Source organism: Chryseobacterium sp. CFS2 (assembly GCF_036543225.1).
In the GTDB taxonomy this organism is placed as follows: domain Bacteria; phylum Bacteroidota; class Bacteroidia; order Flavobacteriales; family Weeksellaceae; genus Chryseobacterium; species Chryseobacterium culicis_A.
Genome location: NZ_JAZHQU010000002.1, coordinates 556,393 through 577,804, shown reverse-complemented (window position 1 = coordinate 577,804; position 21,412 = coordinate 556,393). Strand labels below are relative to the sequence as shown.

Here is a 21,412-nt window from a genome sequence, read left to right as displayed (position 1 = left end):
TTTTATATTTTAAAATCCATTGATATTTGAATAGAAAATAAAAAACAAAACAATGGAAACAAAAATGGTATTAAAAGACGAAATCCTTTGGAAACGGATACAGGATTTTTCTCTGGATGCTCCCGGTGTTGATTTTCCCTTCTCAAAAAAACTGGCAAAAGAAGAACACTGGAGCCTTAATTTTGCCCATAAGGCGATTGAAGAATATAAAAAGTTTATTTATCTCTGTTGTATTATTCCCCATGGGGCTTCTCCCAGCAAAATAGTAGATAAAGTATGGCATATGCATCTGATTTATACCCAGAATTATTGGGAGGAGTTTTGTCCCCATATTCTAAAAAGACCACTTCATCATCATCCTTCCAAAGGAGGAAACAGGGAGAAAGAAAAACATCAGAACTGGTTTCAGGATACATTGGTAAACTACCGGGAAGTATTTAAACAGGAAGCTCCTGAAGAAATCTGGAAAGAACTGAAAGAAAAATCAAGACTGCAGTCCTGGATAAAAAAGATGGCTTTTTTTGCTCCGATCTTTATTGTACTGCTTTTATTCTCATGTACGGAAGGAGAAGGATTTACCGGATTCCTTGTTACAGGAGTCGTATTTGGGATTATTTTCATTCTGGGAACAATCGTATCTGTCATAGGAAATAATGAAGTTTCTGATCCTAACAGAAAAGATAAACCAAACAATGAGGGAGGAAGTTGTGGCAGCTCTGGCTGCAGCGGAGGTGGCGGTTGTGGAGGCGGCTGCGGGGGTTGTGGAGGATGTGGTGGCTGCGGAGGATAAAAACTAATCATTATGAAAAAGATCATTATTCATACAGTTCCGGTTGTAATAAGTGTTGTATGGCTTGTAGGAGTACATCACACATTTAATCCGGTTATTCTTAAAGGACCAGACTTTCTGAATTTCTATTTAACTCTGATTATTGGGTTCTATGCTTCGGTTTTCTGTTTAAGTTCTTTGAATGAAATGATTTCAAGAACGACTCTTTATTTTGCGGGACTGATTTTCCTATTGGGAATCATCAAACTGATAAGAGGCGTGATGTTGGAAAAGCCCATTGGATTTTTAGTTATGATTTTAATAGCAGAAATTATTGTTACATTGATTTTTATGTTGAATCATGTCAATAAAAAGATGAAGTGATACATCTGTATAAAAAAGAAACCCGAAACAAAAATGTTCCGGGCTTTATAATGTGTGGTTGATATTAAATATCTTTCTTTTTTTCTTTTACGGGCTGATAGCCATATTTTCGAACCATAACGGAAGTCAGGACTACTAAAATAAGACTGATCGCAATATTCGAGTTTTCCGGATGTACAATTGCCTGATAGAAATTATAGCCAAAAACGGCAGATACAATAGCGATCAGGATATTGTTTACGTAAGCATACTGGTTTCTTGTCGTTGTTTTCATAGTAATTTTATTGTTATTTACTCAGTAAGTAAGACAACTTAGAAAACGTTACAGAAAAATTTTAAAAAAATTCCAGAACCCTCAAATCGATAATTCTATAATCCCGAAACACGAACCTCGGATCCCTTATGCAATCACACCACTTCCGATAAGTTCCTCATCCATATACCATGAAGCAAACTGTCCTTCCGCAATTGCAGACTGAAGTTCATCAAACTCAATATACAATGCATTTTCAAACTGATACAGCGTTGCTTTCTGCAAAGCCTGTCTGTATCGGAATCTGGCCATTACTTCCATAGATTCTCCATTCTGAAGCTTCATATCTTCACGAACCCAGTGCAGCTCAGAATTATCTATTTTCAGTGCTTTTTTGTGGAGACCAGGGAAGTGACTTCCTTCTCCCACGAAAATGATATTGTTTTCCATCTCTCTGGAGATAATAAAACAGCTTTCTTTGTGTCCGCCTATTCCAAGGCCACGGCTTTGTCCGATGGTGAAAAACTGGGCTCCCTGATGTTTCCCGATTACTTTTCCGTCAGATTTTTTATAATTGATTTTTCTTGATAAAAACTCAAGTTCTTCTTCTTTAGATGAGAATTCAGGTTTTTCTTCAGAAAAAAGAGGTGAATCTTTGAAAATTTCTACAATTTCACCTTCGTTGGGTTTTAATTGCTGTTGTAAAAATTGCGGAAGACTTACTTTTCCGATAAAACATAATCCCTGAGAATCTTTTTTATCTGCTGTTACCAGCCCGATTTCTTTTGCAATTTCTCTTACCTGAGGCTTTGTAAGTTCTCCGATAGGAAATAACGCTTTTGAAAGCTGGTCCTGGCTTAGCTGACACAGGAAATAAGACTGGTCTTTATTATTATCTTTTCCAGCCAGAAGATGGAAAATTTCTTTACCATTCTCATCAAAAGTGGAATTTACCCTGGCATAATGTCCTGTTGCAACCTTATCTGCGCCCAAAGACATTGCCGTTTTCATAAACACATCGAATTTTACTTCTCTGTTACACAATACATCAGGGTTGGGAGTTCTGCCTTTTTCGTATTCGGCAAACATATAGTCAACAATGCGCTCCTTGTAAAGTTCACTCATATCTATCACCTGGAAAGGAATTCCAAGCTTTTGGGCTACCATAAGGGCATCATTACTGTCCTCAATCCAGGGACATTCATCTTCTAATGTTACGGAAGCATCGTTCCAGTTTCTCATGAATAAAGCCACTACCTCATGGCCTTGCTGCTGCAGCAAATAAGCTGTAACACTAGAATCTACACCTCCGGAGAGGCCTACTACTATTTTCATTGTATTTCAATTTTACGAAACTCTTAACGGGAGTTCTTAGTTTGATGCGGCAAAAATACGATTAATAAAGTCGTAAAAAAACCATAATTTTAAACATTGATAAAAACGATATTAATCGTGATCATCATCTTACCGCACTGATAGCAAGTGAAGGGAAGATAAAAAATCATCAAAATATAAAATATCTAGATATGAAAAAGTTTATTATTTCTATGATGCTGATAGGTTCAGGATCAGTATTTTCCCAGGTTTCAGTAGGTGCACCGGTACAGGAAAACAGCAAATGGACTTTCGGAGGAGGAATTGGAGTAGGTTTCGGAAGCAATAGTGCTTTTAATTTGTCGGCCTCACCCAGAGTAGGCTACAGGCTTACCAATGATCTTGAAGGTGGAGTTGTTGGAAGTGTTTCGTGGCAGACTTCTGATTATTATAAATCAACGATGTTCGGAGTAGGTCCTTTTGTCAATTATTATTTTGCCAGATCATTTTATGTGGGAGCCAACTATCAACATTATTTTGTTGACTATAAAGATAAGTACTATGATTATAAATACAATACAGAAGAAAATGCATTGTATGTGGGAGGAGGATACATGCAGAGAATCGGGAATAACTCCTTTATGCAGCTGGGTTTGATGTATAATGTGCTTTGGAAGCAGAATTCCAGTGTGTTTTCCAGTGGCCTGATCCCGAATATCGGTTTTGTGGTGGGACTTTAATATTTGATTGATCAATATAAACGGGCTTTAGCCAAAACGTATAAAAACAAAAATCCCCGGGAAACTTTCCCGGGGATTTTCTATTTGAAATTAAATTATTTATGATTGAGAAGACTTCTCTGCGGATTTCTTAGCTTTTTGCGTTTTTCCGATCAATCCGTCTTTTGCTTCATTAAGGTCAAGAACTACGGTTTCTCCTTCATTCAATTGCTTGTTTACCAGCATTTCTGCCAATAAGTCTTCAATATACTTCTGGATGGCACGTTTCAATGGTCTTGCCCCGAAATCTTTATCCCATCCTTTTTCAGAAATAAAGTCTTTCGCTTCTTCAGTAAGATCAACTTTATATCCTAATTTTTCAAGTCTGCCATAAAGCTTGTTCAGTTCAATATCGATAATTTTCTTGATATCATCCTGTACAAGAGAGTTGAAGATTACAATATCATCAATTCTGTTTAAGAATTCTGGAGCAAATGCTTTTTTAAGAGCACTTTCAATGGTACTTCTTGCTCTGGAATCTGAAGTTGTTTTCTTCGCAGAAGTTCCGAACCCTACACCGTCTCCAAAGTCTTTAAGATCTCTGGTTCCGATGTTTGAGGTAAGAATAATGATGGTATTTCTAAAGTCAATTTTTCTTCCTAAACTGTCAGTAACGTGTCCTTCATCCAAAATCTGTAACAGAATATTGAATACATCAGGGTGAGCTTTTTCAATCTCATCCAAAAGAACCACAGCATAAGGCTTTCTTCTTACTGCTTCTGTCAGCTGACCACCTTCTTCGTATCCTACGTATCCCGGAGGCGCACCTACCAATCTTGAAACAGCAAATTTCTCCATGTATTCACTCATGTCTATTCTGATCAGAGATTCATCAGATTCGAAAAGTTCTCTTGCCATTACTTTCGCCAGCTCTGTTTTACCAACTCCGGTTGTTCCAAGGAAAATAAAGGTACCGATTGGGCGGTTAGGATCTTTAAGACCAGCTCTGTTTCTTTGAATAGCTTTCACTACTTTTTTCACAGCATCTTCCTGACCAATCACTTTTCCGTTCAGTTTCTCATCCATTTGGGCAAGTTTGTCAAGCTCGTTCTTACCAACTTTCGTTACCGGAACACCACTCATCATAGAAACTACTTCCGCTACATTTTCTTCCGTTACGGTTTCTTTTTTCTCTTTTACATCTTTATCCCATTTTTCCTGAGCAGCATTCAGTTCCATTTGAAGACGTTCCTCTTCATCTTTCAGCTTTCTTGCTTCAAGGTAATCCTGTGCTTTTACCGCTTTCTGTTTCAGTTCTTTGATGTCTTCGATTTTCTTTTCAAAATCAATGATTTCAGTAGGAACTTTCATATTCTTGATATAAACACGAGATCCTGCTTCATCCATGGCATCAATAGCTTTGTCTGGTAAGAAACGGTCTGTAATATATCTTGAAGTCAAATTGACACAGGCCAAAATAGCTTCAGGAGTATAGATTACATTGTGATGTTCTTCATATTTATCTTTGATCTGATTCAAAATCTGAACAGTCTCATCAATAGAAGTAGGCTCCACCATTACTTTCTGGAATCTTCTTTCTAAAGCCCCGTCTTTTTCAATATACTGACGGTACTCATCCAGAGTTGTTGCCCCGATGCATTGAATTTCACCTCTTGCTAAAGCCGGCTTGAACATATTGGAAGCATCTAAACTTCCTGTAGAACTTCCTGCTCCTACAATGGTATGAAGCTCATCAATAAATAAGATGACATCTCTGTTTTTCTCCAGTTCCGTCATGATGGCCTTCATTCTTTCTTCAAACTGACCACGGTATTTAGTTCCGGCAACTAAACTTGCCAGGTCTAAAGTGATCACACGTTTTCCGTAAAGAACTCTCGACACTTTTTTCTGTTGAATTCTTAGGGCTAAACCTTCAGCAATGGCCGATTTACCAACTCCCGGCTCCCCGATAAGAAGAGGGTTGTTTTTCTTTCTACGTGATAAGATCTGAGAAACTCTCTCAATTTCTTTTTCACGCCCGATTACTGGGTCCAGTTTTCCATCTCTGGCCAAAGAAGTAAGGTCTCTACCAAAGTTATCCAATGTAGGCGTTTTACTTTTTGCAGACCCTAGATTTCCTGTAGGCTTTCTCATTTGCTCAAATTCTTCTCTCTCATCATCATCATCGTAAGCACTCATTTGTGGTGCCTGCCCTGAATTTTTAAGCATAGTCTGGTATTCTCTTGAAACTCCTTCGTAGTCGATGTCATAAGCTCCCAGAATATTTGAAGTAGGATCCTCATATTTATAAAGAATACCTAAAAGCAGGTGAACGGTATTAATTTCATTGCTTTTATATTGTCGGCATTCTAACTCTGCACGTTTAATAGCATGATCTGCCATCTTAGTGAAAGAAATATTGGTAACCTCCTCAGAAATAGGATTAAGACTTGCTGTATTTAGAGTTTCAATTTTTCTTCTGATTTGTGTTAAATCCGCATTAAGGTTTTGAAGGATTTCTTTTGCAGAGTTTTCCGTTTTTATAATACCTAAAAGTAGATGTTCTGTATTAAGAAATTCACTTTTCAGCCGTTTAGCTTCGCTTTTGCTTTGTTTGAACACCTGGCTCAAACCTTGTGAAAACTTATAATCCATAATATATCTCATTAGAACAAAGGCAACATTACCTTTTATTCATTATCTAAATTACAAATATTTTACCAAAAATCAATTAATGACTTTATGGCAGTAAAAAATTTTATTATCTTATTGAAAATGATTAAGTTTGTTATCCTTAAAAATCTCTCATGACCCCTGAAATTACTACTTACATCGGATATTCCGCTTCAGTTTTTATCGTGCTGAGTTTCATACTGAAAGATGTAAGAAAAATTAGAATTGTCAACATGATTGGCTGTTTTTGTTTTGTCATTTATGGCTTTTTTAGTGGGCCGTTATGGCCGGTTATCATTCCAAACGGGTTGATTTGTTTCATTCAGATCTATCATTTAATACTAGGAAAGAAAGGTTGATGAGGAAAAAAATAATTACGTCGGCTTTTAGTAATCTGTATACCGACCAGCGGATAGAAAAAGTGTGTAAAACCCTTTTTGATAATGGTTATTCCATAGATCTGATCGGTAATGACTGGGGTGGGAATGAAAAAATGGAGCGTCCTTATCCTTTTTCAAGAATTGAGTTGAAATCTAAAAGTCTGAAGACTGCTTATTTTGAGTTCAACTGGAAATTATATAAAGAACTGAAAAAAAAAGCGGACAAAGATACCATCCTTCATGCCAATGATATAGATGCACTTCTGCCAAATTATCTCATTGCCAAAAAACTGAACATCCCGCTTGTCTTTGACAGTCATGAAATTTTCACGGAAATGCCGTCAGTTCAAAACCGATTTTCTCAGAAATTCTGGAGAGTGCTTGAAAGAAAACTGGTTCCTCACATGGAATTGATGATGACAGAAAGTGAAAGCTATGCCGAATGGTTTCATGAACAATATAATGTCAATCCGGTAGTAGTCCGAAATATTCCCAGAAAAATCCTTTCTGTTCCCGAAATTCCGGACAACCATCCTAAAATTATTTTATATCAGGGAGCCATCAATCAGTCCAGAGGAATTGAAAAAATGATTGTAGCCATGCATCATATTAAAGATGCTGTTCTGAAAATTGCAGGTGACGGGCCGAAGAAAAAGGAATATGAAGAGCTTGTTATTCAGGAGAAACTACAGGATAAAGTATTTTTTCTGGGTAAACTGAAACCTGAAAACCTCAGGGAAATAACCAAAACTGCTGATGCAGGATTTAGCCTTGAAGAAAACAATGGGGTAAGCTACTATTATTCACTTCCTAATAAAGTTTGTGACTATATCCAGTCTAGAGTACCGCTTGTCATGATTAATTTCCCGGAGATGCAAAGGATAAAAAATCAATTTGATGTGGGAGAGGTTATTCCGGATCACAAACCTGAAACCATTGAGAAAGCAATTAATCTTATTCTTCAAAGAGGAAGACGGTATTATCAGGATGAATTGAATAAGGCTGCAGATGTTTTTTGCTGGGAGAATGAAGAAACAAAAATCCTACAACTTTTTGAAAAAGCATCCAGTAAATAATTTTTACAAAATTGGTTATCTTTGCAAAAGAAATTTGATTTAAAAATGACCATTAAAGAAAAACAGCAGGAAATAATAGACGAATTCGCTTTTCTTGACGATTGGGAGCAAAAGTATGAGTATATCATTGATCTTGGAAAAGAACTGAAAGGCTTACCGGAAGATAGGAAAACAGAAGAAAATCTGATTAAAGGCTGCCAGAGCAAAGTTTGGATCGATGCTGAATTTAAAGAAGGGAAACTTTTCTTTAATGCAGATTCTGATGGTATTTTACCCAAAGGTATCGTTTCTCTTTTGGTAAGTATTTACAGTGGGCATTCCACTCAGGAAATTTTAGATTCTGATTTCGATTTTATTGCAGAAATAGGACTGCAGGAGTTTCTTTCGCCGTCCAGAGCCAACGGACTGATGGCGATGACAAAGCAGATCAAGTTTTATGCAGTTGCTTATCAACTGAAATCATAGCCGTGACAAAAATTTTAGCATATCGTTTTTCCGCATTTGGAGATGTTGCGATGACTGTGCCTGTTTTCAGAGAATTTCTGGAGCAGAATCCCGGTGTGGAAATTATTATGGTTTCCAGAAAAAATTTTGAGGCGCTGTTTGCGGGAGTTCCTAATGTAACTTTTAAGGGAATTGATCTGGATGATTACAAAGGTCTTTTTGGATTGAGGAAACTTAGCAATGAACTGATCCGTGAATTTAATCCGGATTGTATCGCTAACCTTCATGATGTAATCCGCACGAAGATTTTAGACAGAATATACAGAAGAAAAGGACTTAAGGTTTTTAAAATAAACAAAGGTAAAGAGGAGAAAGAGCACCTTACGGATGTCTGGAACCTGGAAAAAGTGCAACTGAAAAAAACAGTGGAACGCTACGCTGATGTTTTTCGTGAAATGGGTTTCAAAGTTGAACTTTCCCATACATTAAGACCTTTTTCTGTACACAAGTCAGGAATCGGCTTTGCTCCTTTTGCACAGCATAAAGGAAAAATGCTGCCTCTGGAGAAATCCTATGAATTGGTCAGAATTCTTGCCCGGAAACATACCATATATTTCTTTGGGGGTGGGAAAAAGGAGACAGAAACTCTGGAAAAATGGGAACGTGAGATTCCTAATACCAAAAACCTCTCCGGAAAATTAAATCTTACGGAAGAACTCAATCAAATTTCTCAGCTGGAATTAATGATTTCCATGGATTCTGCAAATATGCATCTTGCAAGTCTTGTAGGAACAAGATGTGTGTCTATTTGGGGAGCTACTCATCCTTATGCCGGATTTTTAGGGTTCGGACAAAGTGAAGAAGATGTTGTTCAGGTAAAAGACCTTAGCTGCAGGCCATGTTCCGTTTTTGGAGATAAAGAATGTTACAGAGGCGACTGGGCTTGTCTTGAAGAGTTTGATATCCAGAAAGTGGTAGACAGGGTCAATTTTTAAAAATAATCTTAATAATCTCTTCAGCTTTAGCTTTATCAGAGTGGGTTTCTTCCAAGATTTCCTTTCTTTTTTCCATGTTAAGATAATCTTTTTCAGCAGAGGAGATAATTTGTTGGCGAATTTCGTTCATATTGCGTCCAAACAGGCATAAATTCATCAAAACAGGATCGTCTGTAATATTTCCGTTAATAATAACAAAACGGCTGTTGTAAAGCGTATTAAACAGCTTCACTTTTGTTCCTGAATTCTGATAAGAAATCAGAATATTGGCCTGAGCGTTTTCCAGAAGCTGATGAAGATTTTCTGTCGTTTGAATAGGGGTGAGGCTGATATTTTCAACTGCTGAAATTCTCTTTTTAATATCTTCACTGGCACGGTCGGAAGCAACCATTAATTTGTATTGTGGGAGCGTTTTAAACAAATCAATAGTCTCTATCAGCGCTCTTTTGTTATCCGCAGTGGTGAGATCTCCATGAAAAAGAAAATATTTCCCTCTTTTATCCAGTTGCTTTACCGATTGATTCCCGTGGAATAGGTGAATCAGCTGAGCATTTTCTGAATATGCTTCTACCTCGTTATATTCCTTTTCTGACAGACAGAATACAGTTTCAAATTTCTTTAAAAGCTTTTTCTGATATCCATTATATTTCAAAGATTCCATGCTGTAAACAATCTTTTTAAAGATGTTTTTTTCAGAGAGAGAAAGGCCTTTGTAATATTCTGTTTCGTTATTGTGATAACGGAGGTAGAGTTTGTGGTCATTATCTCTCAGAAACCGTATAATATGGGCTGTCTGCATGCCTTCGAACAAGATGGGCGCTTTGTCCTTTTCCAGATTTTTAAGTAAAACTTCAGAATCTCTAATAGTTGCTGCGAAAGGTGTTCCTGAAAAATAGAGAAGTGGGTTCTTTTTCTTTTGATAAAAAAACACATTTTCCGTGATCTCTTTGACTTCCGGATCAACCTTAAGTGGAATCTGGTCTACAAAGCAGTGAAGGTGAATTTTTATTCCCAAATCAGATAAAGCTCTGATCTTATAATATACATCAATAATACCACCATATGAAGGAGGGTAGGGATAATTGAATGATATGATATGGAGCTGCTTCAAGTTTGGCTATTCGATGTAGGCAAAGGTAGATAAATATCAGGAAAACTGTAGAACACTTTAAATACTGTTGTTTTGTCGAAGAATTTGATTTGAATAACAGAACGCTTCGGGTAATTAATGAGAATCAGCGGCTATGGGAGATAGATCTGTCAAAGCTGTCCCTTCCTTCAAAAATAAATTTAAAAAATAGATATCCTTTTAATCTTTTATACAAGCTTGGAGTACTTAAATAATACTTCTATCTTTCATCGTTCTTAGTTTGATTAAAAGTGATCATTTCTAGCCTGTCTATATCCGTTATATAGGAATCAATAGAAAAGCAGGTTATTTTTTTCTCATCTTCATACATATACCAAGTGGTTTCGCTACCATATGGATTAAAGGTAATAACTCCTTCCCAGTTTTCCAATTGTCCAAATGATTTTTGCTTTAGATTACCATTTATAATCCTACTTGCCTGTCTTAGTAATGTAGTATTTTCTTTTGTCTCAAAAGTTAAAATTAGTTTGTAGGCGTTATTGTTTTCTGAACCATACGTTTTTTGGGATTGTATATTAGGAAAGGATTCAGAGTTATCTATTCTTTTTGGGTGACTGCTAACACCGTTTTGTACACCATTTGTTAGCATTTTTTCCATTATTTCATTTTCAAATTTCATATACTGTTTTATGGAAGAAAATCCAATATGTATATCTTCCAAAATTCTAAATGACATTAGAGGCCCCGATTTAGCATAAATTAAGCTAACATTAATAATCACTAAGTCATTGTTTTGAGTATTAGAAACCAAAACTTTTACGGGAATAAAAATTTCTTGGTTAATATCATTTTTTGAGATTCTGTTTTCCTCTATTAAAATTTCTTTCACAAAAGAATGTTTCCAGTCAATCTTAATTTTTTTGTTATCAACTGTAAATACTTTTTTGCAATTAAGAAAATTTTGTATAATGTTATCGCTGTACATTGCATTATTATATTTATAATCCGAGCTATCAGACATTCTCTTATATCGCAATGTATCACCATTTTTCAGATAGTCCTCCAGTAATTGCCTGTAACTTTGATGCTTCTTAAAAAATGAAATTAAATTATCATTCTTTAAAAAATAGTGATTTCTTTTATGTCTTTTTCTACAGTTTGTGTACGTTGTGAAAAACAGTTAGTATGTACTGTAAAAATTAGAATTAAACAAACAAAATATTTCATCATTAGCTTTTATTATAAATTATGATTATAAAACCACTTTTTTGCTATTACTTCAAAAGTGGTTTTATTAGGAAATTAGTTATCCTATATTGGAAAAACTTGTCTTACAAACTTCATGAGTTCTTTTATGGTTTTAAATTCTTTTTTTACATCAACCAACTTAACAAAATAGGTTAAGGTAATTATGCCATTTTCAAATATGATATTTGAAACAGTATTCATTAAGGGAGTTCTATTTTCATCTTCAAGTGAAAAAAAAAGGATTTCTTTATCTTTTATTTTGTGAATTACAGGTGAGTAACCTTCACTTTCTAATTCTTCTTTTATTAATTCTAAACTTGTCATATTATTTAATTTTAAATCTATTAGCTCCTCCTCTTAGCCATATATAGGCAAAGTCATCTAAATCCACAATTGCTTCAACACCTTGCCCTTTTCCAATCCCTTCAATAGGCCAGGGATCTCTAATATAAACTTTATTATCAATAATTTTATCTACCATTATTGCGTGTTTCATGCCATTTTCAGGATATATAAATGCAATCCAACTTCCTTCTTTAGATATATCTTTTGCTATTTCGGAAAAATTAGCTCCAACATTCCTAAAGTAATTGCTTGCAATGACTTCCTTATCTTTGAATATATCTTCTAATATCCTAAGAAGCTCTAGTTCATCAAGTCCTTCATTAAGATTCTTAATACCTACAATTTCAAAAATTTTATTTTCAGATAAAATGTTACTTACTCCTAAATCTTTACAATATTGTCTTACACAAGCTGCAACACAAGACATATTATGCTCCTGAGCAATCATGTTTCTGGAAAGAACTTCAAGATACTTTAAAATTCCACCCGTACCTGTTCCTATTCTGGGTTTCAGAATTTTATTCCAGAAAGCATTGACTTCTGTGAAATCACCTTTGAAAATAGGTTTCTCCTTCCATTTCAGTAGATAACCATCTGTTTTAGCTAAAATCTCAATACCAAGCTTCTTAAAACCTATTCTGGCACTAGCAAGAATATTGAAAATGCTTTGAGCTTTTTTTCCTTTTAATACAATTTCTTCAATTTCCTCTGCTGTCATGGCTAAATCCTCAGCCTTAGCACCATTTTTAGCGCCTTGCAGTAACTCTTCAACAAACATTATAAAACCTCTAAACCCTTTAGCACAAGCCTTTCCAAATCTAATAATAAATCTTGAAAGAAAATCCAGTAAATCAGTAATTCCCAATGTGGCTACAGAAACAGTTTCCCTTGCAAGAACCTTTAGTAAACTTGCAGCTTTTTGTACATAAGTAGCTCCTTTTACCACATTTCCTGCACCCTCTGTAAAAATCAAAAGTAGAATATTAATGAGCAGCTCAAAGGCAAAAATGCCTATATAATAAGCTACTGTATAACGAGAAATATTCCCAAAATACTTTTTCATTTTATCCAGTATTCCATCCATATCAGATTGAGAAATACCTCCACTTGCTTTGAATAGGTCTTTAACTACCTGCAGGAACTTAGGAACATTCTCTGCTACCCAATCCAGTACATCTTCTGCTTTTTCCATTAAATCTCTTCGTTCAAGATACTGCTGATAGGAGAAAGCAATTGTAGGCTGTAAAAGAAACTCTAAAATATATAGCAAACATTGGATAAGACTAATTAGACCACTATTAACACCGCAATAGAAAGCATTGGCTAGTTTAAGGATTTCTACTCCTTGTTTAGCTATTTCACTAATAGCATCAGCTAAATCGGTAAGAAAGGACTTAATATTATTAATGACACCTGTAATTTTGTTAATCAGCTTTTTGAAGGCATCAGGACGATGTTCTATAGAAGCATCCTTAACTTTATTTGCTGCCTGTTTTACCATTGACCAAACTTTTGAAAAAGCAACCTCAGCTCCCTGAATAAAAGGATTATTTCCTAAGTTCTCAAAGAACTGTGCAGCCTTGTTTATATTAACAGGAACTGCAACACCTCCAATAATAGGAACCAATGGCGAATAATTTTTAGAATCAGGATTATAATTTTTCTCTGTAGGCTTGAACACTTCTAGCTTTTCTGCACACCAGCCAATAGCATCAGCAGGAATAGATGAGATATTTCCTATAATCTCTTCAAACCTTCTGTCTCCTGTATAAAACTGATATTCCCTCATTAAAGCCTGATGAACAAGAGTAGCATCTATTTTATCTTTCTCAAAAGTATAAGCCAACTGTGTCAGATAGGCAGCTTCATCTTCCATAGAAGTGATATTCCTGAAAAACTGGCCATTTACATTGGAAGGTAATGGTTCTGGAAACCTCTTGAAGAGGTGTACAAAGTAATCTCCCATCTTGGCAATATAAAAATCACCAGAAAAGTTTGATTTGTTGGGATTAGGTTTTTCGTAAAATAGAAATAACGCCTGCTTCTTTCTGGCATTGGCCTGATAGCTTCCATATACCTGAGATCCGGTTTCACAAGAAAGAACTTCCGCATAATACTCATATCCCTTTTCTCCTTTCTCATTTACCCCTGTTGAAGAAAAGATAGATACAGGATTGTCTGTGAGATAAGAATAGCCTAAAGGTGTATTTCTATAATCATGGAAAGGGCTTCTGTAATCTGGAGAGTTATCTTTATTAATTATATGGTCACCCAAAGCATTTTTATCCCCTACAAATCCCTTGTTTAAATCTTCTATGGAAATAACTTTAAATTCAGAGAGGTCATCACTCCACTCATCATCAAACTGTTTTTTCATACGCTGTGTTTTAGTAATTAATATTTTGTTTTAATGTTACTAAAGCAAAGCTATTCCTTGCCAACGCCAGAAATTGGCGTGTAATATTTTATTATTTATCTGATAAGGATGAAAAAGCGTAAATAGATTTTTAAATAATGGAGAAGTGGTAAGGATAAAATAAAAAAATCTCCCAGAAATCTGAGAGATTTTTTGTGGGTCCTGAGGGATTCGAACCCCCGACCCTCTGGGTGTAAACCAGATGCTCTGAACCAACTGAGCTAAGAACCCGAATTTTTTTGAAAGGTTTCGTTTCCTTTTCTGTGGGTCCTGAGGGATTCGAACCCCCGACCCTCTGGGTGTAAACCAGATGCTCTGAACCAACTGAGCTAAGAACCCTCTAGACTTGTTCTCTTGTTTAGAGTGGTGCAAATATACGACTTATTCCTTAATCTCCAAATTTTTTTCTAAAAAATCTCCCACTACAAAGTTGCTTCCGCCAATAAAAATCATTTCTTCATTTGTACATTGTTCTTTTGCAGACAGATACGCGTCCTGTACGGAATCAAAAATTTTATAAAAAATTTTCGCCTCCTGAAGCAGATTTTCATAATCTTCCGGATGTCTTCCTCTGTTGATGGATGGTTTTGCAAAATAGAACTCAGAATTTTCAGGAAGTAATTTCATCACATCATCTATTTTTTTGTCATTCACAAACCCCAAAATGACATGCTTATGTCTGTTAATTGAATTTAATTGTGAAAATACATACTCCAAACCTGCCTGATTGTGTCCCGTATCGCAAATTGTAATCGGATTTTTTGAAAATTCAAACCAGCGGCCAATAAATCCTGTATTCTGATGGACATGAAGCAGACCGTTTTCAAGAGATTCTTCTGATATATGTACATTAAGTTTCCTTAATTCTTCTACTGCAGCCAGGACAACTCTGATATTTTTTTTCTGATAATTCCCCTTCAAATCCGATTCCAGAGTAGTACCAATAAGAGTAGCATCTGTAAATGAAGCATTTTCTTTCACTGCTTTCTCTCTGATGATATTTTTCACTATTTCATTTTCATCACCGGAAATAACAGGAATATTGTTTTTAATAATTCCGGCTTTCTCCATAGCAATTTCTTCAATAGTTTCTCCAAGAATATTCTGATGATCCAGCTGAACATTCGTGATCGCAGAAATCAAGGGCTTAATAATGTTTGTAGAATCCAGTCTTCCGCCCAATCCTACTTCAATAATTGCAAAATCTACTTTCTGCTGGTAAAAGTATTCAAAAGCCATAATCGTGGTGAACTCAAAAAATGAAGGACGAATATCTTCCGGAAGTGTTCTCAGCTTTTGAATAAACTCAAAGACAAATTCTTTATTACAGTTCTTTCCATTCACTTTAATACGCTCTGTAAAGTCTATAAGGTGCGGAGAGTTGTATAATCCTGTTTTATAACCGGCTTCCTGAAGTACAGATGCAAGCATATTGCTTGAAGAACCTTTTCCGTTCGTACCTCCGATATGGATGCATTTGATCTTATCCTGGGGATTTCCAAAGAAAGCACACAGCTTTGTAATGTTGTCTAATCCGGGTTTATAAGCCTTCTGTCCATCTATCTGATAGTTGGGCATCTGTACGAAAAGCCAGTCAATAGCTTCCTGATATTGTTCATTTGTCATGGTACAAAATTCCCAAAAGTTTTTTTAAAATAAAATATAATTTTTCAATCTGTAACTTTTTTATATTTAATTCGTCTAATATTGAAAAATCTTAATATGAAATCGCTGTGATTTACCAGTTACAAGACTGATGAAGATAACAAGATTCCATATGACCATTAAAAACAAATAAACATATACATATGAAAAAAGTTTGGATCATCGTTTTTGGATTAGGTTATCTGGGTTTAAGCGCTCAGAAGAAATGGTCCTTAAAAGAATGTGTAAGCTATGCAGTGGAGCATAATCTTCAGGTTATCCAAAATCAGTATAACAAACAAAACCAGGAATACAATCTTAAAGCAGCTCAAAAAGAATATTTACCTTCAGTAACAGGGAGTATGACGACTGGGGTGAGTTTCGGGCAAGGATCATTAGGAGCCGGAAGCTTTAGAAACGATAGATTCAATAACAGTGTTGGTCTGGGAGCCGATATTTTGGTTTATAATAATGGGAGGTTAGAGAAGAATGTAAGAAAAGCTCAGTTTGATGTTGAAGCAAGCCAATATGATATTGAAACCATTAAAAATGATATTTCTCTTCAGATTGCTCAACAATATCTGACTGTCTTGTTGAATAAAGAGATTGTTAAAATCTCTCAGAGTGCTGTGGGAAATGCTCAGAAACAGTTTGACAGAGCTAAAATTACAACTCAGGTTGGAACAACGGCACAGACGGTTTTAGCAGAGGCAGAAGCAGCATTGGCAAGAGAAAAACAAAATCTTAAAACAGCAGAAGTGAATGTTGGCCGTGCTTTATTCGCCATCGTTCAACTTCTACAACTGTCAGATTATAAGGGTTTTGATGTGGAAGACGTAAATATTTCAGAAAAGCTTGATTTACAGCTTGCTAATGTAGATGAGGTATTGGCAACCGCGTACGAGATACAACCTCAGATAAAAGCAGCCGAAAGCCGTATAAGATCTGCTGAAGCACAAACTGAGGTAAGCAAAACAGCATTCTGGCCTACATTAACAGCGAGCGCTGGTCTTAACACTTTCTATAACAGACAATTTGATCCTATGCCAGGTACTGTGCAGGGAAATTTTTTCGAACAATATAAAGATCAGTTTGGACAAAATGTAGGATTGTCACTAAATATTCCTATCTTCAATAAAGGGAAAACAAAATTACAGGTAGAACAGTCTAAAATAAACGAAAGTATAGCCAAGAATACCTTAGAACAGCAGAAACAGACGGTAAGACAGAATGTACAGAAGGCTCAGTTTGATGCTGATGCCAATTATGAAACCTATCTGGCTGCAGTAGAAGCAGAAAAAAGTTCCAAACTGGCACTTGATTTTGCGGATAAAAGTTATACCGCAGGAAGAACCACCATTTATGATGTAAATGTGGCGAGAAATAATTATGCAAATGCACAGGGATCAGTAGCGCAGGCAAAATATAATTATCTTTTTAGTCTTAAACTATTGAATTTCTATGCAGGAATTCCATTAAGTTTGTAAAATGCCAATTCAATCATTAGAAAAATATTTACCTCAAAATACACTTGAATATTTAAAAATCTGGTTTTCAGATTATTATATACATATAAAGGTTACGAGAAACCGAAATTCAAAACTGGGAGATTACAGAAAACTTCCGGATAATTCTCATGAAATTACAGTAAATTCTACACTTACCCCACAGCTTTTTTTCTTTGTGCTGACTCATGAGTTGGCACATTTGATTGCTTTCGAAAAGTATGGCCGTAAAATTTCCCCACATGGTAACGAATGGAAAGAAACTTTCAGAAATATGCTTATGGAAAGCCTTGAAATTTATGATGAAGAACTAAAACCCATCATCATAAAATTTTCAAAATCACCCAAAGCCAATTTCATGGCAAGCCCTGATCTGGTAAGATATTTCCATACTGAGAAACAGGATGATACTCTTCATTTTATTGAACAACTTCAAAAGGGAGAATTTTTTATCTATCGCAACGAAAAGTATTTATTGGAAGGTCTGGTTAAAAAAAACTATCTTTGTAAGAACCTGGCTACTGGAAGGAAGTATTCTTTCAAACCTTTAGCGAGGGTAGAAAAATGTAGCTAAGAATGTTAAAATCAGATAGATACTGTGTTATAATGGCGGGTGGAATCGGGAGTCGGTTCTGGCCTATGAGTACGCAGAAATTTCCAAAACAGTTTCAGGATATTTTAGGAACAGGGCGCACCATGATTCAGCAGACCTATGACCGAATCAGCAAGGTAATTCCTAAAGAACAGATATTCGTAATTACGAATAAAGAGTATGTTTCTGTTTCTCATCAGCAGCTTCCGGAGATTCCTGAAGAGAATATTGTGGGGGAGCCGCTTATGAAGAATACAGCAGCCTGTAATCTGTATATGGCCAACAAGATTGCTGAGATCAATCCGGATGCTACGATGATTGTATTACCGGCAGACCACCTGATTCTTAAAGAGGATGTTTTTCTGGAAAAAGTGGAACTGGCATTTGAGGTTGCTTCAAAGCATGATTATCTTGTAACATTAGGTATTACGCCCACAAGGCCTGATACCGGCTATGGCTATATTCAGTTTGTAGAAAAAAAGGGATCCGAATATTTCAAAGTGAAAACGTTCACAGAAAAACCTATCCTTGAAATTGCCCAAAGCTTCTTGGAAAGTGGTGATTTCCTTTGGAATGCAGGGATTTTTGTATGGAATGTGAAAAGCATTCACCATGCTTTTGATCTTTATCTGCCTGAGATGATGCAGCATTTTATGGCTTGTGAATACAATTCAGAAAAAGAAAACAGCTGTATTGAAACCATTTATCCAAAGGTTCAGAAGATCTCCATTGATAATGGGATTTTAGAAAAGGCAAAGAATGTTTATGTCATTCCTTCAGATTTAGGATGGAGTGATCTTGGTACGTGGACCTCTGTATATGAAAATACGGAAAAAGATAAGAACGGAAATGCCGTGAAACTTAAGCATTTACTTTCTTACAACTCAAAAGGAAATATCATCCGTTTAAAGAATAATAACAAGGCAGTAATTATTGATGGCCTTGAAAACTACATTGTTGTAGATACTGATAAAGCGCTTCTTATCTGCCCGCGAGATAATGATCAGCTTATTAAAGATTATGTCCTTGACTTAAAAAACTTTAAGAAAGGCGAGAAGTTTATGTAATATTTGGTATATTTTCTGCTGATTTTTAAATTATGATTAAAACTGCAACCCGATTTACAATTCTTACATTTTTACTTTTGGGAGTCTTAGGATTTTCTCAGGAGAAGAAAAAATTTTCAAGCATTCCTGCCGTTTTACAGCAGATCAACCCAGGCAATAAGGTAGATTCATGGGTGTTGATATACAACAGTTATGGGAAAGGTGAGGAAATAAAGATTTCGGGTAAGGTAAATTATACTCCTCAATTCTCAGGGTTCAATCTTTTTCCTAGTGAAGACAGCTTTTACTATATTGCTTATGCAGAAGGAGGTAAGGTAAATTATGTTACCAATCTTGAAGATCTTAAGAAGTTTGTAGGCAGAATTGATAATGCTCAGGAAGCAGCAGTAGTATTGGGTGCTGACGGATATATGGTAGATGAAGAGTTCAAGGACCTTGCAGGCAACTATCATGAAGATCAATCGAATTATTATCTTGATCTTGGAAAACTGACCTCAAAGGAATGCCCTTATCAGAAAACGCATTATACGGTAACAGTAAATAAATCCACAGGAGCTGTAAGCCATGTAAAGGACAATGGAACTTATATTGAACTTTATAATAAAAAATGTGCTAATAACCCGAGACTTTTAAAAATCGAAAAAAAAGAAGAACCAAAGAAAGATGAGCTCAAAAAAACACCCAAGCGCAAATAATACCTATGAGACTGAACGATTAATCCTTCGCCCAATGTCTCGTGAAGACAGAGATTTTGTCTTTGAACTTTATAACAGACCCAAATTTATTCAACATATCGGCAATCGTAATGTTAATTCCATTGAAGATGCCGAAAACTATATCCTAAACAGATTTGCTCCCCAGATTGAAAGACTGGGATTCGGAAACTATCTTTTAGTAACCAAAGACGGAAATGAAAAAGTAGGAGCAGTGGGAATCTTCGAAAGAGAAGGACTTGATATTGTAGATATCGGATATTCTCTATTGGAAGAATTTGAAGGCAAAGGATACGCTTTTGAAGCCGCTCATAAGGTTAAATCTATTGGGATGGATGATTTTGGCTTAACAAAAATATCCGCAATCATTTCAAAAGATAATGTTTCTTCCCAAAAACTGATCGAAAAATTGGGATTAAAATTCAAAAAGCATGTTACACTTCCCGGTGAAACAGAAGAATTAAATTACTACGAAACGGAATAATAAAGGCAAAAAAAGATACTTTCACAAATAACACAGTGGTATAAATCGTGCAATTTGTGAAAGTATTTGCGATATTTGTGTTTCAAAAAAGAATTATCCTTCCAGAATCTGCTCAGCAGCAGTCTTTGAGGTCACTTTTTCAATCACTCTTGTACAAACCCCATTTTCATCAAAAATAAAAGTGGTTCTTACAATTCCCATATACGTTTTTCCGAACGTTTTTTTCTCCTGCCATACCCCAAATTTTTCGATGATGTCACGGTTTTCATCTGCAATAAGATCATAAGGGAAAGCAAATTTACTATGGAAATTCTTCTGCTTCTTTACAGTATCACCACTTATTCCCAATAACTGAAATCCAGCCTTTTCAAGCTTTGTATAATTATCACTCAGGTTGCAGGCTTCTACTGTACAGGTCGGCGTATTGGCTTGCGGATAGAAGAAAACTACCAGTTTTTTTCCAACTAATTTTGATGAGGTTACCGTTTCTCCGTCTTGATTTAATCCTTCAAATTCAGGTAATTTATCTCCAACTTTCAGCATAATGATTTAATTTTGTTCAAATTTAAGGCTTACATGACAAAAAAACAAAGAGCTGAGCTCGTTCAGATAGAACTGGATAAATTATATCCCACCACACCTATTCCGTTAGATCACACCGATCCCTATACATTGATGGTGGCCGTAGCACTTTCTGCACAGACTACGGATAAGAAAGTCAACCAGGTTACACCAGATCTTTTTGCCGTTGCTGGAACGCCTCAAAGAATGGCCAAGCTGGAAGAATTTGAAATCAAAGAACTCATCAAAGAAATAGGGTTGTCCAATACAAAGGCTAAAAATCTGAAAAAAATGGCGGAACTTCTGTTGGAAAGACATAACGGTATTGTTCCTCAGACTTATGAAGAACTGGAAGCACTTCCTGGAGTAGGACATAAGACTGCCTCAGTTGTAATGAGCCAGGGATTTGGATTTCCTGCCTTCCCTGTGGATACCCACATTCACCGTCTGATGACCCAGTGGAAGCTTACCTCCGGAAAAAATGTAGTGGAAACAGAGCGTGATGCCAAAAAATTATTCCCTGAAGAAGTGTGGAATAAGCTTCACCTTCAGATTATTTTCTATGGAAGAGAATATTCTCCGGCAAGAGGAAAAGGTGAGAAGGATTTTATTACGAAAATGATGTTTGAAAAATAGGGTTCTCCCTAAGATAAACTTTGTGATTTTAGTTAAGCTTCGTTTAAATTTTCACCCATGTCAAGGTTTCAAACCTTGACATGGGTGAAAATTCATGTAAAAGG

22 protein-coding genes and 2 tRNA genes are annotated in these 21,412 nt (G+C 35.8%); 13 read left to right on the top strand and 11 right to left on the bottom strand.

Annotated elements, in window-relative coordinates; all coding sequences use genetic code 11:
* The first annotated feature begins 52 nt into the window (after window positions 1-52).
* The gene (locus tag ODR02_RS06045; RefSeq protein WP_309511840.1) at window positions 53-790 is read left to right on the top strand and encodes a glycine-rich domain-containing protein; all 738 of its coding nucleotides are present in this window, start codon (window positions 53-55) and stop codon (window positions 788-790) included.
* Window positions 791-802: 12 nt separating this feature from the next.
* Window positions 803-1,153 carry a hypothetical protein gene (locus tag ODR02_RS06040; protein WP_209786498.1) on the top strand — a complete coding sequence of 117 codons (351 nt, stop codon included), beginning with the start codon at window positions 803-805 and terminating at the stop codon, window positions 1,151-1,153.
* Between the two features lie 64 nt (window positions 1,154-1,217).
* Here ODR02_RS06040 and ODR02_RS06035 read toward each other — a convergent pair whose 3' ends face one another.
* A complete protein-coding gene (locus ODR02_RS06035) occupies window positions 1,218-1,427 on the bottom strand; it encodes a hypothetical protein (protein WP_209786497.1) in 210 nt (69 codons plus the stop codon).
* 126 nt (window positions 1,428-1,553) lie between these two features.
* Window positions 1,554-2,741 (bottom strand): tRNA 2-thiouridine(34) synthase MnmA, encoded by a 1,188-nt coding sequence (gene mnmA, locus ODR02_RS06030; protein WP_309511839.1) that lies wholly within the window; start codon window positions 2,739-2,741, stop codon window positions 1,554-1,556.
* Between the two features lie 191 nt (window positions 2,742-2,932).
* On the opposite strand from mnmA, the gene ODR02_RS06025 reads away from it, so the two are divergent.
* A complete protein-coding gene (locus ODR02_RS06025; protein ID WP_105682951.1) occupies window positions 2,933-3,460 on the top strand; it encodes a hypothetical protein in 528 nt (175 codons plus the stop codon).
* A gap of 99 nt (window positions 3,461-3,559) precedes the next feature.
* Here the strand turns inward: ODR02_RS06025 and ODR02_RS06020 are convergent, their stop codons facing one another.
* Window positions 3,560-6,094, bottom strand: a complete 2,535-nt coding sequence (locus tag ODR02_RS06020; protein ID WP_209786494.1) for an ATP-dependent Clp protease ATP-binding subunit — start codon at window positions 6,092-6,094, stop codon at window positions 3,560-3,562.
* A 152-nt stretch (window positions 6,095-6,246) separates the two neighbouring features.
* On the opposite strand from ODR02_RS06020, the gene ODR02_RS06015 reads away from it, so the two are divergent.
* From ODR02_RS06015 to ODR02_RS06000, 4 genes are read left to right on the top strand one after another with little or no spacing between them, the layout of a single operon-like run.
* Entirely contained in the window at window positions 6,247-6,471 is a 225-nt protein-coding gene (locus ODR02_RS06015) for a uroporphyrinogen decarboxylase (RefSeq protein ID WP_105682952.1), read from the top strand.
* On the top strand, window positions 6,471-7,568 hold the full coding sequence (locus ODR02_RS06010; RefSeq protein WP_309511838.1) for a glycosyltransferase: 1,098 nt from the start codon (window positions 6,471-6,473) through the stop codon (window positions 7,566-7,568). The genes ODR02_RS06015 and ODR02_RS06010 overlap by 1 nt, the downstream gene beginning before the upstream one ends.
* A gap of 45 nt (window positions 7,569-7,613) precedes the next feature.
* The gene (locus ODR02_RS06005) at window positions 7,614-8,033 is read left to right on the top strand and encodes a SufE family protein (RefSeq protein ID WP_105682954.1); all 420 of its coding nucleotides are present in this window, start codon (window positions 7,614-7,616) and stop codon (window positions 8,031-8,033) included.
* Between the two features lie 50 nt (window positions 8,034-8,083).
* Window positions 8,084-9,007, top strand: coding sequence for a glycosyltransferase family 9 protein (locus ODR02_RS06000; RefSeq protein WP_408915153.1), 924 nt, complete (start codon window positions 8,084-8,086; stop codon window positions 9,005-9,007).
* On the opposite strand, the gene ODR02_RS05995 is transcribed toward ODR02_RS06000, so the two are convergent.
* From ODR02_RS05995 to ODR02_RS05965, 7 genes are all read right to left on the bottom strand, one after another.
* Window positions 8,997-10,118 (bottom strand): hypothetical protein, encoded by a 1,122-nt coding sequence (locus tag ODR02_RS05995; protein WP_309511836.1) that lies wholly within the window; start codon window positions 10,116-10,118, stop codon window positions 8,997-8,999. The genes ODR02_RS06000 and ODR02_RS05995 overlap by 11 nt on opposite strands.
* A 238-nt stretch (window positions 10,119-10,356) precedes the next feature.
* Entirely contained in the window at window positions 10,357-11,082 is a 726-nt protein-coding gene (locus ODR02_RS05990) for a hypothetical protein (protein WP_309511835.1), read from the bottom strand.
* A 326-nt stretch (window positions 11,083-11,408) separates the two neighbouring features.
* A complete protein-coding gene (locus ODR02_RS05985; RefSeq protein WP_209786489.1) occupies window positions 11,409-11,669 on the bottom strand; it encodes a hypothetical protein in 261 nt (86 codons plus the stop codon).
* Window position 11,670: 1 nt separating this feature from the next.
* On the bottom strand, window positions 11,671-14,067 hold the full coding sequence (locus tag ODR02_RS05980) for a hypothetical protein (RefSeq protein WP_309511834.1): 2,397 nt from the start codon (window positions 14,065-14,067) through the stop codon (window positions 11,671-11,673).
* A gap of 195 nt (window positions 14,068-14,262) precedes the next feature.
* A tRNA-Val gene (locus ODR02_RS05975) sits at window positions 14,263-14,337 on the bottom strand.
* A 33-nt stretch (window positions 14,338-14,370) separates the two neighbouring features.
* Window positions 14,371-14,445 (bottom strand) — tRNA-Val (locus ODR02_RS05970).
* Between the two features lie 42 nt (window positions 14,446-14,487).
* Window positions 14,488-15,732: a bifunctional folylpolyglutamate synthase/dihydrofolate synthase gene (locus ODR02_RS05965; protein ID WP_309511833.1), complete on the bottom strand. Its 1,245-nt coding sequence runs from the start codon at window positions 15,730-15,732 to the stop codon at window positions 14,488-14,490.
* A gap of 182 nt (window positions 15,733-15,914) precedes the next feature.
* Here ODR02_RS05965 and ODR02_RS05960 point away from each other — a divergent pair, with 182 nt between their 5' ends.
* From ODR02_RS05960 to ODR02_RS05940, 5 genes are read left to right on the top strand one after another with little or no spacing between them, the layout of a single operon-like run.
* Entirely contained in the window at window positions 15,915-17,237 is a 1,323-nt protein-coding gene (locus ODR02_RS05960; RefSeq protein WP_209786486.1) for a TolC family protein, read from the top strand.
* A gap of 1 nt (window position 17,238) precedes the next feature.
* Window positions 17,239-17,829 (top strand): SprT-like domain-containing protein, encoded by a 591-nt coding sequence (locus ODR02_RS05955; RefSeq protein ID WP_105682958.1) that lies wholly within the window; start codon window positions 17,239-17,241, stop codon window positions 17,827-17,829.
* A gap of 2 nt (window positions 17,830-17,831) precedes the next feature.
* On the top strand, window positions 17,832-18,914 hold the full coding sequence (locus tag ODR02_RS05950) for a mannose-1-phosphate guanylyltransferase (protein ID WP_228421711.1): 1,083 nt from the start codon (window positions 17,832-17,834) through the stop codon (window positions 18,912-18,914).
* Window positions 18,915-18,946: 32 nt separating this feature from the next.
* A complete protein-coding gene (locus ODR02_RS05945; RefSeq protein WP_209786485.1) occupies window positions 18,947-19,609 on the top strand; it encodes a hypothetical protein in 663 nt (220 codons plus the stop codon).
* Window positions 19,578-20,111 (top strand): GNAT family N-acetyltransferase, encoded by a 534-nt coding sequence (locus ODR02_RS05940; protein ID WP_209786484.1) that lies wholly within the window; start codon window positions 19,578-19,580, stop codon window positions 20,109-20,111. The genes ODR02_RS05945 and ODR02_RS05940 overlap by 32 nt, the downstream gene beginning before the upstream one ends.
* Window positions 20,112-20,204: 93 nt before the next feature.
* Here ODR02_RS05940 and bcp read toward each other — a convergent pair whose 3' ends face one another.
* The gene (gene bcp / locus ODR02_RS05935) at window positions 20,205-20,654 is read right to left on the bottom strand and encodes a thioredoxin-dependent thiol peroxidase (protein WP_209786483.1); all 450 of its coding nucleotides are present in this window, start codon (window positions 20,652-20,654) and stop codon (window positions 20,205-20,207) included.
* Between the two features lie 33 nt (window positions 20,655-20,687).
* Between bcp and ODR02_RS05930 the strand changes: the two genes are divergently transcribed.
* Window positions 20,688-21,308: an endonuclease III domain-containing protein gene (locus ODR02_RS05930; RefSeq protein ID WP_209786482.1), complete on the top strand. Its 621-nt coding sequence runs from the start codon at window positions 20,688-20,690 to the stop codon at window positions 21,306-21,308.
* The last annotated feature ends 104 nt before the right edge of the window (window positions 21,309-21,412 follow it).

Excerpts from the sequence above, each read along its gene's own strand:
- ODR02_RS06045 (WP_309511840.1), top strand. The coding sequence starts at position 53 with ATGGAAACAAAAATGGTATTAAAAGACGAAATCCTTTGGAAACGGATA.
- ODR02_RS06040 (WP_209786498.1), top strand. The coding sequence starts at position 803 with ATGAAAAAGATCATTATTCATACAGTTCCGGTTGTAATAAGTGTTGTA.
- ODR02_RS06035 (WP_209786497.1), bottom strand. The coding sequence starts at position 1,427 with ATGAAAACAACGACAAGAAACCAGTATGCTTACGTAAACAATATCCTG.
- mnmA (WP_309511839.1), bottom strand. The coding sequence starts at position 2,741 with ATGAAAATAGTAGTAGGCCTCTCCGGAGGTGTAGATTCTAGTGTTACA.
- ODR02_RS06025 (WP_105682951.1), top strand. The coding sequence starts at position 2,933 with ATGAAAAAGTTTATTATTTCTATGATGCTGATAGGTTCAGGATCAGTA.
- ODR02_RS06020 (WP_209786494.1), bottom strand. The coding sequence starts at position 6,094 with ATGGATTATAAGTTTTCACAAGGTTTGAGCCAGGTGTTCAAACAAAGC.
- ODR02_RS06015 (WP_105682952.1), top strand. The coding sequence starts at position 6,247 with ATGACCCCTGAAATTACTACTTACATCGGATATTCCGCTTCAGTTTTT.
- ODR02_RS06010 (WP_309511838.1), top strand. The coding sequence starts at position 6,471 with ATGAGGAAAAAAATAATTACGTCGGCTTTTAGTAATCTGTATACCGAC.
- ODR02_RS06005 (WP_105682954.1), top strand. The coding sequence starts at position 7,614 with ATGACCATTAAAGAAAAACAGCAGGAAATAATAGACGAATTCGCTTTT.
- ODR02_RS06000 (WP_408915153.1), top strand. The coding sequence starts at position 8,084 with ATGACTGTGCCTGTTTTCAGAGAATTTCTGGAGCAGAATCCCGGTGTG.
- ODR02_RS05990 (WP_309511835.1), bottom strand. The coding sequence starts at position 11,082 with ATGTACAGCGATAACATTATACAAAATTTTCTTAATTGCAAAAAAGTA.
- ODR02_RS05985 (WP_209786489.1), bottom strand. The coding sequence starts at position 11,669 with ATGACAAGTTTAGAATTAATAAAAGAAGAATTAGAAAGTGAAGGTTAC.
- ODR02_RS05980 (WP_309511834.1), bottom strand. The coding sequence starts at position 14,067 with ATGAAAAAACAGTTTGATGATGAGTGGAGTGATGACCTCTCTGAATTT.
- ODR02_RS05965 (WP_309511833.1), bottom strand. The coding sequence starts at position 15,732 with ATGACAAATGAACAATATCAGGAAGCTATTGACTGGCTTTTCGTACAG.
- ODR02_RS05960 (WP_209786486.1), top strand. The coding sequence starts at position 15,915 with ATGAAAAAAGTTTGGATCATCGTTTTTGGATTAGGTTATCTGGGTTTA.
- ODR02_RS05955 (WP_105682958.1), top strand. The coding sequence starts at position 17,239 with ATGCCAATTCAATCATTAGAAAAATATTTACCTCAAAATACACTTGAA.
- ODR02_RS05950 (WP_228421711.1), top strand. The coding sequence starts at position 17,832 with ATGTTAAAATCAGATAGATACTGTGTTATAATGGCGGGTGGAATCGGG.
- ODR02_RS05945 (WP_209786485.1), top strand. The coding sequence starts at position 18,947 with ATGATTAAAACTGCAACCCGATTTACAATTCTTACATTTTTACTTTTG.
- ODR02_RS05940 (WP_209786484.1), top strand. The coding sequence starts at position 19,578 with ATGAGCTCAAAAAAACACCCAAGCGCAAATAATACCTATGAGACTGAA.
- bcp (WP_209786483.1), bottom strand. The coding sequence starts at position 20,654 with ATGCTGAAAGTTGGAGATAAATTACCTGAATTTGAAGGATTAAATCAA.
- ODR02_RS05930 (WP_209786482.1), top strand. The coding sequence starts at position 20,688 with ATGACAAAAAAACAAAGAGCTGAGCTCGTTCAGATAGAACTGGATAAA.